At 38.6% G+C, this 11,671-nt stretch carries 14 protein-coding genes; all 14 read right to left on the bottom strand.

Going from position 1 to position 11,671, the window contains the following annotated elements; translation table 11 throughout:
* Nucleotides 1-326 (bottom strand): transposase-like zinc-binding domain-containing protein (locus VIHSUH07_RS09350; RefSeq protein ID WP_441351381.1); only part of this gene is annotated, 326 nt, incomplete at its 3' end.
* Between the two features lie 205 nt (nt 327-531).
* Entirely contained in the window at nt 532-2,442 is a 1,911-nt protein-coding gene (ftsH, locus tag VIHSUH07_RS09345; protein ID WP_105084734.1) for an ATP-dependent zinc metalloprotease FtsH, read from the bottom strand.
* A gap of 121 nt (nt 2,443-2,563) precedes the next feature.
* Nucleotides 2,564-3,106 (bottom strand): hypoxanthine phosphoribosyltransferase, encoded by a 543-nt coding sequence (gene hpt / locus VIHSUH07_RS09340; RefSeq protein ID WP_005376588.1) that lies wholly within the window; start codon nt 3,104-3,106, stop codon nt 2,564-2,566.
* A 24-nt stretch (nt 3,107-3,130) separates the two neighbouring features.
* The gene (tilS, locus tag VIHSUH07_RS09335) at nt 3,131-4,093 is read right to left on the bottom strand and encodes a tRNA lysidine(34) synthetase TilS (RefSeq protein WP_105084735.1); all 963 of its coding nucleotides are present in this window, start codon (nt 4,091-4,093) and stop codon (nt 3,131-3,133) included.
* Nucleotides 4,094-4,127: 34 nt separating this feature from the next.
* A complete protein-coding gene (locus VIHSUH07_RS09330) occupies nt 4,128-5,030 on the bottom strand; it encodes a Ppx/GppA phosphatase family protein (RefSeq protein ID WP_105084733.1) in 903 nt (300 codons plus the stop codon).
* Between the two features lie 95 nt (nt 5,031-5,125).
* A complete protein-coding gene (locus VIHSUH07_RS09325; protein WP_005379830.1) occupies nt 5,126-5,527 on the bottom strand; it encodes a S1 domain-containing RNA-binding protein in 402 nt (133 codons plus the stop codon).
* A gap of 57 nt (nt 5,528-5,584) precedes the next feature.
* Nucleotides 5,585-5,911 carry an FtsB family cell division protein gene (locus tag VIHSUH07_RS09320; RefSeq protein ID WP_005379832.1) on the bottom strand — a complete coding sequence of 109 codons (327 nt, stop codon included), beginning with the start codon at nt 5,909-5,911 and terminating at the stop codon, nt 5,585-5,587.
* A gap of 124 nt (nt 5,912-6,035) precedes the next feature.
* Nucleotides 6,036-6,983, bottom strand: a complete 948-nt coding sequence (locus VIHSUH07_RS09315; RefSeq protein ID WP_105084732.1) for an L-lactate dehydrogenase — start codon at nt 6,981-6,983, stop codon at nt 6,036-6,038.
* A 9-nt stretch (nt 6,984-6,992) separates the two neighbouring features.
* Entirely contained in the window at nt 6,993-7,802 is an 810-nt protein-coding gene (locus VIHSUH07_RS09310; RefSeq protein WP_105084731.1) for a hypothetical protein, read from the bottom strand.
* 29 nt (nt 7,803-7,831) lie between these two features.
* On the bottom strand, nt 7,832-8,302 hold the full coding sequence (gene folK / locus VIHSUH07_RS09305) for a 2-amino-4-hydroxy-6-hydroxymethyldihydropteridine diphosphokinase (protein WP_105084730.1): 471 nt from the start codon (nt 8,300-8,302) through the stop codon (nt 7,832-7,834).
* Nucleotides 8,302-8,664, bottom strand: coding sequence for a dihydroneopterin aldolase (gene folB / locus VIHSUH07_RS09300; RefSeq protein ID WP_005379804.1), 363 nt, complete (start codon nt 8,662-8,664; stop codon nt 8,302-8,304). The genes folK and folB overlap by 1 nt, the downstream gene beginning before the upstream one ends.
* A gap of 10 nt (nt 8,665-8,674) precedes the next feature.
* The gene (folP, locus tag VIHSUH07_RS09295; RefSeq protein ID WP_005379818.1) at nt 8,675-9,508 is read right to left on the bottom strand and encodes a dihydropteroate synthase; all 834 of its coding nucleotides are present in this window, start codon (nt 9,506-9,508) and stop codon (nt 8,675-8,677) included.
* Nucleotides 9,501-10,064, bottom strand: coding sequence for a GTP cyclohydrolase I (gene folE / locus VIHSUH07_RS09290; RefSeq protein WP_105084729.1), 564 nt, complete (start codon nt 10,062-10,064; stop codon nt 9,501-9,503). The genes folP and folE overlap by 8 nt, the downstream gene beginning before the upstream one ends.
* 8 nt (nt 10,065-10,072) lie before the next feature.
* Nucleotides 10,073-11,629, bottom strand: coding sequence for an ABC-F family ATP-binding cassette domain-containing protein (locus tag VIHSUH07_RS09285; RefSeq protein WP_105084728.1), 1,557 nt, complete (start codon nt 11,627-11,629; stop codon nt 10,073-10,075).
* Nucleotides 11,630-11,671: the final 42 nt, after the last annotated feature.

Here is an 11,671-nt window from a genome sequence, read left to right as displayed (position 1 = left end):
CAAATCAACACACATAAATTCCTAGCTAAGTAAATTCCATCAAGATATACCACATCATGTACTTCTTCCACTTTTGGAGGCAATGGCCATATAGACCAAAACTTAGCGGTTTTACGCCTGAATGTACGACCTTTACCAGGCATATCAGCTTGAATATCGGTGCTGAATAACCAACTCAAGAATAGGTTTAACTCTTTACTTAAATTATTAATTTTAACGGTAAATGCCACCTTACAATGTTTACAAAACCAACGTTGAGAACCAGATTTTAAAACACCATGTTTAATACATTTTTCATTACAATCAGGACATTTTATTTGTCGCATAAACTCTTCCTCCATATTTGTTTATATATAGGAAGATATAACCTCATTTTAATCAGTAATTACAAGGGTTAATTGATGTTTTCACCCACACTTTTTGTCCACCCTCAAACTTCTCCAGAAAAAGATTAAACCCTTATAACACTAGTAAATATCTAGTGTTATAAGGGTTTTCACACACACTTTTTGTCCTATAAGCCATTATGTATTAAGATTGTACATCAGATTCTGTAGAGCTTGTCTTAGTTTCTTCAGTAGCATTAGGCATGGAAATCACCGCATCCATATGACTTGCTGTAGGCGCTTCTGTTTCATCAGGAGCCTTAGTAGTACCATATTTATGAAGGTTTTCAACTGCCTTAGCATCAATAGTTTCTTCTTCTAATAAAGCCTTTGCCATATTGTGTAAGAAATCCATGTTATCTGTTAAGAGTTGTTCTACATCGCGATATGCTTCATCTACAATATGATGAATTTCAACATCGATCTTACTTGCAACTTCTTCACTATAGTTGCGTTCATGACCAATATTTTTGCCGAGGAATACTTGCTCTTGTTGTTCACCAAATACAATTGGTCCCAACGTATCGCTCATCCCCCAACGAGTAACCATAGAACGTGCCGTATTCGTTACACTTTGTAAATCACCAGATGCGCCCGTACTGATATCGCCAAGTACAAGAGCCTCTGCAATACGACCACCAAGTGCTACGCGTATGTCCGCCAATAGTTGTGCTTTAGTCTTATAATCATGTTCCTCTTTAGGTAACATCATTGTATAACCACCAGCATAACCGCGTGGAATAATCGTTACTTTATGAACAGGGTTTGCATGTGGCAATAAATGAGCCACGATAGCATGACCAGATTCATGATAAGCGGTCAATTTGCGATCCTTTTCGCTCACAATGTGACTGCGGCGTTCAGGGCCCATGCTAACCTTTTCACTGGCTTCTTCCAATTCAGCCATGGTGATAACCTTTTTATTTAAGCGCGCAGCTAACAATGCAGCTTCGTTTAACAAATTGCTCAAATCAGCACCAGTAAAGCCAGGTGTCTTTTTCGCAATCGTTTTTAAGTCTACATCATCTGACAATGGTTTATTACGTGCATGAACCTTAAGGATTGCTTCACGACCATGAAGATCTGGACGTCCAACAACAACTTGTCTATCAAAGCGGCCAGGACGCAATAATGCAGGGTCCAAAATATCTGGTCGGTTAGTTGCTGCAAGAGTAATGATGCCTTCATTGGCACCAAAGCCATCCATTTCAACAAGTAATTGGTTTAGCGTTTGTTCACGTTCATCGTGACCGCCACCAAGGCCAGCACCACGTTGACGACCTACCGCATCAATTTCATCGATAAAAATGATACAAGGCGCATTTTTCTTTGCTTGACCAAATAAATCACGCACGCGAGATGCACCGACACCGACAAACATTTCTACGAAATCGGAACCGGAAATGGTAAAGAATGGAACACCGGCTTCACCGGCTACAGCCTTAGCTAATAAGGTCTTACCTGTGCCTGGAGGTCCTGCTAACAAGACACCTTTCGGAATGGTTGCACCAATACTTGTAAATTTACCTGGGTCCTTCAAGAATTCTACAACCTCTGTCAATTCTTGTTTTGCCTCTTCGGCACCAGCTACATCGCTAAATTTAACCTTTACATTACCATCGCCCATCATCTTAGCACGACTTTTGCCAAAGTTCATTACACGACCGCCACCACCTTGGGTTTGTTGCATAATAAAGAAGAACACAACCACAAGGATAATAATAGGAATCGCGGAGCCTAATAAACTAACCCACCAAGAAGGTTGTTCAGGTGGTGCAGCAGTAATCTCAACACCATTATCTGTCAACGTTTTGATCAACGTATCATCAGATGGAGCATAGGACACAAAATCTGTACCATTTTTTAATTTCCCTTTGATTCCATGGTCATTTGTAATCGTTACAGATTCAACCTTTTTTTGTTGTACCTGTTGAACAAAACCGGTATAACTCATTTCGGCCTTATTAGTATTCTGCCCTGCAAGAGAATCTATAGCGAAAACGGCAATTGCAATGATAAGTAAGTAAAGGACGAGTTTTTTACTAAATTGACTCAAAAAATTACTCCTTTCACATGTAATGTATAACCTAATAATGCATAATGATATGCATTATTATATTATACCATATAAGGCGAACAAATACTCGCCATTATTTAGTTATAAATATATTACACCCTTATTGGTAAACAGATTCTTTCAAAATACCAATATATGGTAATTGACGATATTGTTCAGCATAATCAAGGCCATAACCAACAACAAAATAATCTGGAACTGTAAAGCCTACATAATCGACATCTACATCCATTTTACGGCGTTCTGGTTTATTAAGAAGGGCAACAAGTCGAACACTCTTAGCGCCGCGAGCCTTCAAATTATCCAATAAATAGTGAAGGGTTGTGCCCGTATCTACGATATCTTCTACAACGAGTACATTTTTATCTTCTACGGAACGATCTAAATCTTTTAAAATACGGACCACACCAGTACTTGTTGTACCATCACCGTAACTAGAGCAAGAAATAAAATCGAATGATACATCTACTGAATCATCGATGGTGCGAGCTAAATCGGTATAGAAAACTATAGCGCCTTTCAAAACGCCGACTAATACAACAGATTCATTAGCATAATCTTTGCTAATCTCAGCACCTAACTCACGAATGCGAGTTGCTAATTGTTCTTGAGAATATAAAATTTCTTTTACATCTTGATGCATATATAAGACCTCCCGGATCTATATCTAATGTTTGCAATATACAAGTATTGTATCACATTGCGCGTTAATTGTAACTTTTTGTATGGTGAAAGTTTTAGCTTCCCCCGTACGTATGATATGGGCCAATTGTTCTTGATGCGCTAGGGATAATGAAACACTGGGTATCATCAATTGCCACAATCGCCGCTGCATAGCGAGCGGTACTGCCCGCATACGACGCCTGGATACCTGAAATCCATTATCTACAGATTGTACTAATTGTATAAACAAGCGCTGGCTTTCACCATTAAGATACGCCTCATCAACTTGAGCAATATCACCCAATCTACATAAGGCATCTACTACATTGGGATTAATTGTTTGTAACGTAGGAATTACCTCATGACGAATGCGGTTTCTATTATATTTCACATCTTCATTAGACGCATCCACGCAATATTCAATATCCTGCAAACGAGCATATTCTAGTATTTCATTTTTTGTAACCGCCAATAGAGGTCTAACTATAGGAACAGTGTAATCATGACTTATCACAGACATGCCGGTAATACCTTTGATACCAGACCCGCGCAATATGTGTGCTAAAATGGTTTCCCCTTGATCATCCTTATGATGAGCAGTGACAATATAATCATAATGTTCACGCTCAGCTAATTCATTGAACCACTTATAGCGCTCACATCGGCCAACAGTCTCTAACGACTCCTTTCGCTCCCCGGCTATAGTGGGAATATCCTTTTTAACACCCCAAAATGGCAAATTGTTCTTATTACAATAGGATGCAACCATTTGCAATTCACTTAGGCTTTCTCTGCGAATAGAATGATCCATAGTAGTAACGCCAATAGTCCACCGTGCTTTTCTATGTACCTTTACATATTGCAAAACATTTAATAAGACCATAGAATCTGGGCCCCCTGAACAAGCAACTAAGATTCGTGCCTCACATGGAAATAAATTGAAATCTTTTAATGTCTTATTAACCATTCTATGGAGTTGTTTGATTTGTTTAGGAGTCGATTTACTGTGCTGTCTCATCATAACTTGTAATCAATTCTTGTTGTAATGCTTCCATACCATCTTGTTCACTTACAAAAATATGAGGCACCTCATAAGCATCCATAAATGATGTTAGTATTTCTGCACCACTTACAATAATATCTGCACGCCCAGGCTGTAGTCCTGGTACATGTAAACGCTCATCACGGCTCATATAGCGCAGTTGTAAGATAATGCCTTCTATACATTCTCTAGAAAGCTTATGACCTTGAATTTTATGGCCATCATATTCTGTCATTTTTAAATCAATAGCCGCTAAGGTTGTAATAGTACCTCCGATACCAATGAAATCACCGAACGTACCTTCTATCATCATGGGGTCCCATAAAAACCGTGTTTCTTCCCATACTCGTTGAGGGCCTTCATCCGAAAGAGGTCTAAGGCGTACCGCACCAATCGGATAGGAGCGACTCCAATAGATGCTATCTTTAGAACCGAGCGCCAACTCAGTACTACCACCGCCAATATCAATGGTTGCATAATGTAATCCGTCAGCTAAACGATCTTGTAAAGCGCCTTTAAATCCATAAACTGCTTCTTCATCACCACTTAAGATACGATACGTCATGGAGCAATATGTCATGGCTTGCTCCATAAACGCAATGCCATTTGATGCTTCTCGAACGGCACTCGTTGCAAATGCAAGACAATGGTCTACGCCATAATCTTTCGCTAGAGTGGCTATTTCAGAAAACGCTTTATAAGATGCATCCATCGATTCTGTCGTTAACGATCCATCTTCATTTCGTTTGCCTAATCGCGTTGTCCATAACCGCTTTGGTTCGTTATGCCATTGACCATCTGTATAAGTTCCTAGTAATAATCGAATAGAATTAGAACCTACATCGATAATAGCAGCTTTCATAGTCGCCCCTCCTTATTATCCCTCTATGAATTACCCACTATAATTGCAATTTTAAAGTATATGCACAAAGAGATGGCCGAAACCATCTCTTTATTTTAATCGCGACGACCGCCACGGCCACCACGTTTACCTTCTGTATTGCGTTTTAAATCATGTAATCGCTCGTTGCTATCACGCAAGAATGATTTCATCTTTGCCTCAAAAGACTCTGCACTTTGTCGACTTTGTACACGGCGCTCTGGACGGCGTTCCTCTACTTGTGGTTTTTCTTGAGTTTGACGAATGGAAAGACCAATTTTACTACCATCTACAGATAAGACCTTTACCTTCACTGCATCTTGTACTTTTAGTACATCGTTAATATCCTCTACATAGCCATGAGCTACTTCTGAAATATGAACTAAACCTGTTTGTTTATCACCTAAATCGATAAAAGCACCAAACTTTGTAATACCGGAAACTGTACCGTTTAAAACGCTACCAACTTCGATTGCCATGCAACCTCCTAATAAAACCTCAAAATATAAACTAAAACTACACCAATGATGACAAGATCATTTTACATATGGCACTTCACCTGGTTTAACGAGGCCTAATTGCTCACGTGCTACATTTTCAATATTCTTAGGATCTTGTAGCTTTGCTTTTTCTTGTTCTAATTCATCATTTCTTTGTTGCAATTCTTGCAATTGTTGTTCAATATGTTGTTTTTCTTGATATATAGCTACTAAGCGATATGCTTGTCCAAGTAAAAGCATAACCATTACTGCAACTGCAATGCGTTTCACCCACATAATGACAATCTTACGATCTTCAGCGCGTCGATTTCGTTGCACCCGTCTACGCTTTATCGGTTTTTCACGATGTTCAGATTGTTTCATGTAGCGCCCCCAAAAATAGTATTAACTATATACATAATAACAAATTATACCACAGAACCCCTAGGAAATTATAGGTAGAAAATTGTATAAAAGTAGATTTATTTTAAAATATATTTAAGGTACATTACATAGTTTCTGCTTTTTTTGCATATTCTCTAATAACCGCACAGGATTTTTTAAATAAAGCCAATTCATCCTCTGTCATTTGTAATTCAAGAACATCTTCTATGCCATCCTTGCCAATGACAGCAGGTGTGGATGCAAAAACGCCTGTTTCCCCGTATTGCCCATCTAAATAACAAGAACATGGCAATACTTTTTTCTCATCATGGAATACAGATCGAATTAACTCTGTGGTGGCACTTGCTATACCAAATTCCGTAGAGCCTTTGCCTGCCAACACATGATATCCACCAATTTTAACATCATCTAAAACTTGTTTATAATCTAGTTCTGGAAATCTATGAGGCAATTCTTTTTGCAATTCTACTAACGGCTTGCCTTGTACATACACATGGGACCATGGCACCATAGCACTTGCGCCATGCTCACCCATGCAATAAGCAGTAATAGTTCGATTGCTAATATCGAATATATGAGCTAACTCTTTTTGCAATCTTGCAGAATCTAGGGCTGTACCTGACGAAATAATGCGCTTTGGATTCCAATCTAAATGTTTACATAAATACGTAGCCACTACATCTGCTGGATTAGATATAGAAATAATAAAGCCCTTAAATCCAGATGCTTTAATTCGAGGAATAACATCCTTTAGTACTGCGATTGTATCACCAAGGCTTTCTAGGCGATCTTGATATAAATTAGGTAGTGGACCTGCACTAAAAACAAGAATGTCACAATCACCACATTCTTCAATCGGACCAGATGTAGCCGTTACACGATGAGGAATATAACTAACCGCATCATTAACATCCATAGCCTGTGCTTTAGCCTTCTTTTCATCAATATCCATCATATATAACTCATCAACTTCGCCTTGCAAAGCTAAAGAAAAGGCTACATGCGAGCCTACATGTCCAGTTCCGATAATACCTACTTTACGTAATTTCATAAGGGCCTCCTACTGATGTACGTCAGATAATTCTAAAGGAAATAAATTCTCGCCTTGTACATCAATTTTATTTTTCTCTACATATTGTTTACGCATATTCCATAAAATAGTCAAATCATCTGGATTTATTTTATTTAATGCATAGATTCGTATAAATTGAGAACCATAATAGCCTTTCAAGCTATCTGGAATCCCTTTCGTTCCTTCTCCCAGAATACGAGTATTAAAATATCCCTGAATTTCTTGTTTCGATTGATCAATAATGATAAATCCTGAACCATCCAATATATATATTTTAGCATCTTTTTGTTTAAGTGACTTTACATTATTTGTGATAAAAAACGATGTATCCAAATCGATGAGAGATGATTCATAACCTGATTGATAATAAGGCTCTATATAATGAGCCCCCTTATCCGTAGCATTTAACATATCGGTAAAGTTATGCTGTTCTTCAGCTGTAAAATCCCGAAAACTACTTATATTCTCAACATGGCGCACGCCCTTTTGATAGTTTTTTAGTTGTCCTGGATCAATATGTGTTCCCTTAAATTGAACTGCATTAAGGCGAATGGTATTATCCCTTACATTATAAATACCATAACCTTCATAACCTAAAAAATATACATTGTCACCGATTTGCTTCATCGCCAACAGTCGCTTCGATATAATGGCATCGTTCGATGTAACCATTAATGTATGCTGTTCTGGATCAACTTTCACAGACTTTACATCATCATTAACCATTGACATTGCCCAATAGGATAACCCCATTAAAAGAATGGCAACAATGATAAAGCCCAGTCGTTTTGCATTCATTTTAACCCCTTATGAATACACATCTCATATTATATCTTTAATGTTCGAATCCTATCATCTATGGATTCTCCATTATATGTAAACTCTTTATCTAGCTCCAACAAGGGCTCCAAAACAAATAGTCTATCCCAAAAATAGGGATGAGGAATCACTAATCGAGCATCATTGATATACATACACGCACCATCATCCGATAGGGCATATACAATATCTAGATCAAGTGTTCTCGGTCCCCAATGAATATCCCTCTTACGTTGAGCCTCACACTCTAATGACTGTAAGACATCGAGTAAATCGTGAGGTTCTAATGAGCTAGATACACGCCAAACAGCGTTTAAAAACACATCTTGTTCTGTATAGCCCCATGGCTCTGTTTCAATAATAGTTGAACTGGTAATGCTATGCACCTCTGGATGTATAGAAAGTGCATGATATGCATCATCAATAAACTGACGGCGATTTCCTATATTAGAACCTACACTAATATAGTATGTATACATTAAATTTGACCTCGAGTCGTTACAACCTCTACATAATCTAATACACCAGCTATCGGCACAGACGGTTTTCGTACGGCTACACTAAGGCCGATAATACCTTGAAAGTGTTGATACAATGTATCGGCAATCAATGCTCCTATATGTTCTAAGAGATTACAACTTTCACCAGTCATAATGGAAGCTACCATGTCGTAAACCTCAACATAGTTGATAGAATCCTCTAACACATCCGTTTGACCTGGTTTTGTTAAATCAGTCTTGATTTCAACATCTACGTAGAATCGTTGACCTTGTGATTTTTCAGAATCTAAATTACCATGATACCCATAAAAAGCCATATTCTTTAATATGATTTTATCCATAGTAAACTCCTTATTCGCCCCGCAACAATCCGTCTGCTACAGCTAGAGCTCGTTTATGCATCAATACATTATGCACGCGAACCATATCAATCCCTTGGAATACCCCTGTAATACAAGCAGCAACAGTCCCTTCATCGCGTTCTTCTGGAGGTAAACCACCGAGCATTGAACCTATAAAGCGTTTTCGACTAGGTGCCAATAACACCGGATATTCATAAGCTGTAATTTCGCCTAAACGTTGTAATACCTCAATGTTTTGTTCCTCGGTTTTGCCAAATCCAATACCTGGGTCGAGCCAAATATTTTGTGGTTGTACACCTTCTTTTAACGCTTTATCAACAGCCGAGAAAAAATAAGCTTTCATATCTTCAATGATGTCATCATAATTTGTATCATTGCTATTATGCATAATGATGACTGGTACACGATATTTTGCTGCTACAGCTGCCATATCAGGATCATAATGCAATCCCCATATATCATTTAGAATATGCGCCCCTTTAGAGAATGCATAATCTGCAGTTTTTGCATGGTATGTATCAATGGACACCGGAACAGAAGATGCTTCTAATACAGGATCCAGTAGTACGCTAAGGCGTTCAATTTCTTCATCCGCACTCAATGGAGTGCATCCAGGGCGTGTAGATTCAACACCTAAATCGATGACATCAGCCCCATCTTGAATCATTTGTTTAGTCCATGTAACTGCTGCTTCTGGTGTATTATGCAATCCGCCATCAGAAAAAGAATCTGGTGTGCCATTTAAGATTCCCATAATTAATGTATGGTCAAATAAGCGTAATGATTTTCCATCACTCCAAGTATATTGTCTACGTTTATACATTTGTGCCTCCTAACATAGCCAATGCTTCATCTCGCAAAGAGCCAGCCTCCCTTAATAGGCCTCTACTTTCTATAGTAACAACTTGCGAGCCTTGTTGCAAAGTCCCTTTCATCAACATACATAATTGTGTTGCTTTAAGACGTACAAAAACACCTTCTGCTGATAAATCACGTTCTATAGCATCAGCGATTTCTCGAGTCAAGCGTTCCTGTAATTGTGGCTTTCTACTTAACACCGTAATTACATCATTAAACTTACTTAAGCCAGCTACACAACCACTATGTGGTTGATATATCACATCTACTGTACCAAAAAATGGCAATAGATGGTGTTCACACATTGAATAAAATGGAATGTCTGTAACGGCTACCAAACCATTGTAGTCCGTAGAAAACAGTTCCCCCCAGAGTTCCTTTGTCTCTTTTCCGACACCAGAAAACAGATCTTCATATAATTCTGTTACACGGGTCGGTGTTTTTTCTAACTCTGGCGCCTTTGTATCAACGGATAGAGCACGTAAAAACTGTTCTATACCTTCTTTCGCAAGTTGATTCATAGGCCCTCCTAAACGATTTTCGTTGTCCAATCCTCTATATTCCAAATATCGGTAACCCAACCTTCATAGAATTCCGGTTCATGACTAACGAGAACAATGGTTCCCTTAAATTCACGCAATGCCCGTGCCAATTCGTCCTTAGCATAGATATCCAAATGATTTGTCGGTTCATCAAGAACAAGAACATTATATTTCTTCTGCATCAATTTGCAGAGTCGCACCTTTGCATTTTCTCCACCGGATAGGACACGCATTTGAGATGTAATGTGTTCGTTCGTCAATCCGCATCGCGCTAGTGCTGCACGAACTTCGGCATTCGTCATAGCCGGATATTCATTCCAAATATAGTCTAACGCAGTTTCTGAATTAGATGGTGCATCCTCTTGAGCAAAATAACCTACTTCGAGGAAATCACCCTTCACTAATTCACCGCTGACAGGTTTCAACAGTCCTAAAATGGTCTTTAATAATGTGGTCTTACCTAAACCATTGACACCGCGAATAGCGATTTTTTTGTTTCGTTCAATTTGAAAGTCTACAGGTCTTGTGAGCGGTTCGTCATAACCAATCTCAAGGCCAAAGGCTTCAACAATAAAACGACTAGGTGTACGACCTTCTTTAAAGCCAAAGGATGGTTTGATATATTCCTTCGGTTTTTCAAGGATTTCCATTTTTTCTAACCGTTTAGCACGGGAATTTGCCATACCGCGCGTAGCCACACGTGCCTTATTGCGTTGAATGAAATCCTCCATACGCTCAATTTCTTGTTGTTGTCGTTCGTAAGCCTTACGCGCTTGTGCCTTTTGAACTTCATAAGAAGCTTGGAACTGATGATAATCCCCCGTATATCGAGTAAGGACAGCTTGCTCAATGTGATAGATGACATTGACTACGGAGTTTAAAAATTCCATATCATGAGAGATTAGAATGAATGCATTCTCGTAATTTTGCAAATAGTTTTGCAACCAATAAATATGTTCTACATCTAAATAGTTTGTTGGTTCGTCTAATAGCAATATGGTCGGCTTTTCTAATAATAGTTTCGTCAACAAAACCTTCGTACGTTGACCACCACTTAGCTCAGATACATCACGCTCCAAACCAATATCCATAAGACCTAAACCTTGTGCAGTTCGTTCAATGACCGCATCAATCTCGTAGAACCCACGTTGTTCTAAGATTTCTTGCCATTCACCGACTTGTTCTAAGAGACGGTTCATTTCATCTTCTGATACATCACCCATTTTATTGTATGCATCATTGATCTTTGACTCCATAACATACAAATCATCAAAGGCACGTTGTAATACATCGCGAATTGTCATGCCCTTTTCGAGTACTGCATGCTGGTCTAAGTAACCTACTGTTACTTGATTAGACCACTCTATTTTGCCTTCATCTGGTGGTAGTTTGCCGGTAATGATGTTTAAGAAGGTAGATTTACCTTCTCCATTAGCACCTATTAAACCTACATGTTCCCCCTTTAACAGTCGAAACGATGCATCATCTAATATTTGTCGTGCCCCAAAGCCATGAGTCACATGGGATACTGTTAATACACTCATTATCTATCTCCATCGGAATAAAAGCCGTCTAAATAAGACGGC

The sequence above is a fragment of the Veillonella sp. T34266-5 genome, assembly GCF_002959815.1.
Classification (GTDB): Bacteria; Bacillota; Negativicutes; order Veillonellales; family Veillonellaceae; genus Veillonella; species Veillonella atypica.
This window is presented reverse-complemented; position numbering and strand designations above follow the sequence as displayed.

What these genes read in the sequence shown, in the direction of transcription:
- hpt (WP_005376588.1), bottom strand. Translation starts at nt 3,106, where the DNA reads ATGCATCAAGATGTAAAAGAAATTTTATATTCTCAAGAACAATTAGCA.
- tilS (WP_105084735.1), bottom strand. Translation starts at nt 4,093, where the DNA reads ATGGTTAATAAGACATTAAAAGATTTCAATTTATTTCCATGTGAGGCA.
- VIHSUH07_RS09330 (WP_105084733.1), bottom strand. Translation starts at nt 5,030, where the DNA reads ATGAAAGCTGCTATTATCGATGTAGGTTCTAATTCTATTCGATTATTA.
- VIHSUH07_RS09325 (WP_005379830.1), bottom strand. Translation starts at nt 5,527, where the DNA reads ATGGCAATCGAAGTTGGTAGCGTTTTAAACGGTACAGTTTCCGGTATT.
- VIHSUH07_RS09320 (WP_005379832.1), bottom strand. Translation starts at nt 5,911, where the DNA reads ATGAAACAATCTGAACATCGTGAAAAACCGATAAAGCGTAGACGGGTG.
- VIHSUH07_RS09315 (WP_105084732.1), bottom strand. Translation starts at nt 6,983, where the DNA reads ATGAAATTACGTAAAGTAGGTATTATCGGAACTGGACATGTAGGCTCG.
- VIHSUH07_RS09310 (WP_105084731.1), bottom strand. Translation starts at nt 7,802, where the DNA reads ATGAATGCAAAACGACTGGGCTTTATCATTGTTGCCATTCTTTTAATG.
- folK (WP_105084730.1), bottom strand. Translation starts at nt 8,302, where the DNA reads ATGTATACATACTATATTAGTGTAGGTTCTAATATAGGAAATCGCCGT.
- folB (WP_005379804.1), bottom strand. Translation starts at nt 8,664, where the DNA reads ATGGATAAAATCATATTAAAGAATATGGCTTTTTATGGGTATCATGGT.
- folP (WP_005379818.1), bottom strand. Translation starts at nt 9,508, where the DNA reads ATGTATAAACGTAGACAATATACTTGGAGTGATGGAAAATCATTACGC.
- folE (WP_105084729.1), bottom strand. Translation starts at nt 10,064, where the DNA reads ATGAATCAACTTGCGAAAGAAGGTATAGAACAGTTTTTACGTGCTCTA.
- VIHSUH07_RS09285 (WP_105084728.1), bottom strand. Translation starts at nt 11,629, where the DNA reads ATGAGTGTATTAACAGTATCCCATGTGACTCATGGCTTTGGGGCACGA.